Origin of the sequence: uncultured Veillonella sp. (assembly GCF_915069625.1) — a bacterium.
GTDB lineage: Bacteria > Bacillota > Negativicutes > Veillonellales > Veillonellaceae > Veillonella.
In genome coordinates this window covers 1-3,842 of record NZ_CAJZFD010000179.1, presented here as the reverse complement: position 1 = coordinate 3,842, position 3,842 = coordinate 1, and the positions used below count along the sequence as shown (strand labels likewise).

Genomic DNA, 3,842 nt, shown 5'->3' with positions numbered 1-3,842 from the left:
CGGGTCCTAGAAAGCCAGTATTCATGGGGCTCAAAATTAGGTTTTAGAAAACCTCACACCGTAAACGGTCAAAACATGCTCCCATTCGATTCATAATGCCTACGAACCTAGGTAAATACTGGTAGAAAATGATTTTTCTAAGATTACAGTAATTATAAGGGTTTTCGAGTTTTACGTCAATATGTAGGGAGATTTTCTAAAAGGAACGATTTTTATAGAATACAGGTAGTAACTGGGCTTATCGCTATTTTGATAACTTTTATAAGCCAAGAAAAGCTATTTCATAACTAGTTTACAAAAAAGACCTACTCGCATCAAATCACACGAATAGGTCTATCGATTCTTATATTCACTTATTACTTTCAAAATTATTCTCCAAAACATGATACCACAACATACAGCACTAATAATCCTAGTATAATTGACATATATAACACCTCCTTTTATTACAGAATGCTAACTAGTCCCGTGTTGCCCGATATATTGTTGTTCCTATTGTTACAGTTGTTGAAAAGACTTCCCACGCAGACACTGTGCTACTAAAACTCCTAATACTGGAAACATATTAACTCCTCCTTTTTAAAACATTATCTAGGCCTACCAAATGTCCCTCCCATTATATTCACCACCTGTAAATGATACTCTAAGAATGTACAAAAATGATGATATAAGAATGTACAATTTTAATTGTATCACCGATACTATAGTTGAGGTGATAACAACATGCAATATGTATACGCTATTAACAGTTCATTTACTGTAACATCATTATTAGACTTACCATTATTAAGGGACATTCTGGAGGTTTGCAATTTGAAACCTAATTATAGTTTACTAGGTCGTGAATTAGGCTATGATAGACGCACCATAAAATCTCATTATGAAAATGGAACGCCTGATCCACATCGTCATAAACCATCTATGATTGATAAATTTTATGACGTAATACAGACTTTATTATCTGATGATACACCCCAACAATTTTATTATAAGCGTGTCTTGTGGCAATACTTGGTAGATAACCATGGACTCACAGCTGCTTACTCTACATTTCGCGGTTATATTTTAAAGATACCAGTATTTCAATCCTATTTTGATAGAAAACATACATCGCCTAGTATGCAGCATACGATTCGTTTTGAAACCGCACCAGCTGAACAGGCTCAAGTTGATTGGAAAGAGAATATTAAATTCCTATTGCATGATGGCACACACATAACTTTTAATATATTGTTGATGACATTAGGCTATTCTCGATACAAATTAGCAAAGGTCACTTTCGATAGAACTACTGAAACACTACAAGATACATTGGTAGAATTCTTTGAACAATTACAAGGTGTTCCGCATGTACTATTAACAGATAATATGAAAACCGTGATGGTACAACCGAGGCTAGCTGGAACTAAAGGACAGCTTCATACCAAAGCAGAACAATTTTCAAGTGACTTTGGCTTTACATTTAAGCCGTGTATGGCGCGCCGTCCACAAACGAAAGGCAAAGTAGAAAGCCAAATGAAAATTCTAGATGAAATTCATGCGTACCAAGGAAAATTAACAATACAAGAAGTGGAAGAACAGATTCAAAAAATTATTTTACGTAGTAATCTAGCGATTTCTCAAGCTACAAGACAAATACCGTCTGCACTGCTTGAAAAAGAAAAGGAATCTCTTACCCCACTTCCAACAAAAGTGATAAGAGATTCCTACCGCATAGATCACCCAAAAGCTAAGGTTTCAGCAAGTAATCTCATTAGCTTTCGTGGTAGCCACTATTCTGTACCGCCAGGATATGTGGCCAAATCTATGACCTTAAAGACCATAGATAAGATGCTATACATATATGATAGCACAGAATTGATTGCACAGCACCCATTAAGTGATAAGAAGGTTAACTATTTGCCTTCTCATTATGAAGCACAATTGCAGAAAACAATTCCTTATCTAAGTTCTGAAGATGTGAAAGCTAAAGCAAAATCTAATTTGGAAAAGATAGGAGCTATCTATGACACTACAGACTAATTACCAACGCTTACAAGATAATCTAGCATATCTAAAACTAAAACAATGCATGTTACACCTAGATGAAACAATTGAATTAGCTAATACACAGAGCTTATCTCATATTGAGTGGTTATTGAAGCTGAGTGATTACGAAGTTGATATTAAACGACAAAACGTAATTAACCATATGGTGAAAATTAGTAATTTTCCTCATTTGAAAACACTAGCTGATTTTGAATTTTCATTTCAACCACAAATTAACGAAATGCAAATTAAGGATTTAGCATCATTAGGATTCATGGAACAAGCTGAAAACATTGTATTTCTTGGCTCTAGCGGAGTTGGGAAAACACATTTAGCTACATCACTAGGTATTGAAAGCTCTCGTAACAGACGAAGCACCTATTTTATTAAATGCCATGATTTAATTCAAAACCTTAAGAGTGCAAAAGATGAAGGACGATTAGAAACTCGGCTCAAGCATTATGCACGCTACCAATTACTCATCATTGATGAAATTGGCTATTTACCGTTACAACCAGGTGATGCTAACTTACTATTTCAAATTATTGATAGACGGTACGAAAAGAAAAGTACCATCGTAACGTCTAACATTAATTTTGATGAGTGGGCTACCATTTTACATGATGAGCGAGTAGCTAATGCTATTGTTGATCGATTACTTCACCATGCACATGTGATTAGCATAACTGGAGATTCATACCGGTTACGAAACCATATGCAACAGAAGGAATAACTGTACATTGTACATCGTCAAAATTGTACATTCTTATATTGACATTTACATGGTAATGAAAGATACATGTATTTTGAGTTCCCAAAGAACTTACAGGAGGCGGAGGCATTCGTGCGTGAGATGAGAAAGTTATAGTAAACTATATGAGCAATGCGCTTTAATGATATATAATTGAGTAACTGAATTTTACAGGGAGGAGGAAAACTATGTGTGAAGTAACAATAACACAAGATACAGCAGAATTGCCTATGCTTGTAAAAAAACTACAGACAGGAGAAGAGTCTGTTATATATATCAAACAAGATGGACGGACTGTAGCGCGGCTTACACTATTTGAAGACACTAGACAAGCGGAATCTAAAGTGGATGTGTCGAAACGTATAGGCATTGCAAAAGGTAAATTTAAAATGCCAAAAGATTTTGATAAATGGGATAAAGATATAGAAGAAATGTTTGGAGATACAAGATGAATATACGAAAAGCCACTACTGATGATTTAGACATTGTTGCAAATATAGAATCTACCTGTTTCCCACTAGCCGAAGCAGCCCCTCGTGAAGCGTTTAAAGGGCGCCTTGCTCATTATGCAGACCATTTCCTTATTATTTTTGACGGTGATACACCTATCGGTTTTATCGATGGTTTTATAACGGATGATGAAATCCTAACCGATGAGATGTTTGCTGATGCATCTATGCACAATCCTGATGGGGCATGGCAGATGATATTTGGCCTAAATACAATGCCAGCGTATCGCAATCGCGGTGTAGGGGGGCAGTTGATTGAGGCTTTCATAAAATTGGCCAAAGAAGAAAATCGAAAAGGTGTTATTTTAACATGTAAGGAAGAAAAGATTCACTATTATGCCAAGTTTGGTTTTGTAAATGAAGGCGAATCTGAGTCTGATCACGGCGGTGCTAAATGGTATCAGATGCGTGTTGAGTTTTAGTCCCTTTGTTATGGCAATATAGTTAATTGCATAAGTGCAATAAGAATTTGTTTTCCTTTGTAACAAGACACAATTGGGGAGATTGATTATTTCACCAAGGCTTTAACTGAAATGGTGTGCTTTCCTTTAAGG

Annotated in this window: 4 protein-coding genes; all 4 read left to right on the top strand. The window is 35.7% G+C overall.

The genetic code is table 11. The features are described from left to right. The first annotated feature begins 813 nt into the window (after positions 1-813). The 4 genes from istA (at position 814) to QZ548_RS08380 (ending at position 3,710) form a co-directional block, all read left to right on the top strand. The gene (istA, locus tag QZ548_RS08395; RefSeq protein ID WP_227041896.1) at positions 814-2,022 is read left to right on the top strand and encodes an IS21 family transposase; all 1,209 of its coding nucleotides are present in this window, start codon (positions 814-816) and stop codon (positions 2,020-2,022) included. Next, on the top strand, positions 2,006-2,761 hold the full coding sequence (istB, locus tag QZ548_RS08390; RefSeq protein ID WP_005382493.1) for an IS21-like element helper ATPase IstB: 756 nt from the start codon (positions 2,006-2,008) through the stop codon (positions 2,759-2,761). Before istA ends, istB begins: the two co-directional genes overlap by 17 nt. A 206-nt stretch (positions 2,762-2,967) precedes the next feature. After that, positions 2,968-3,231 carry a type II toxin-antitoxin system Phd/YefM family antitoxin gene (locus QZ548_RS08385; RefSeq protein WP_295869671.1) on the top strand — a complete coding sequence of 88 codons (264 nt, stop codon included), beginning with the start codon at positions 2,968-2,970 and terminating at the stop codon, positions 3,229-3,231. Beyond that, positions 3,228-3,710, top strand: a complete 483-nt coding sequence (locus QZ548_RS08380; RefSeq protein ID WP_295869669.1) for a GNAT family N-acetyltransferase — start codon at positions 3,228-3,230, stop codon at positions 3,708-3,710. Before QZ548_RS08385 ends, QZ548_RS08380 begins: the two co-directional genes overlap by 4 nt. The last annotated feature ends 132 nt before the right edge of the window (positions 3,711-3,842 follow it).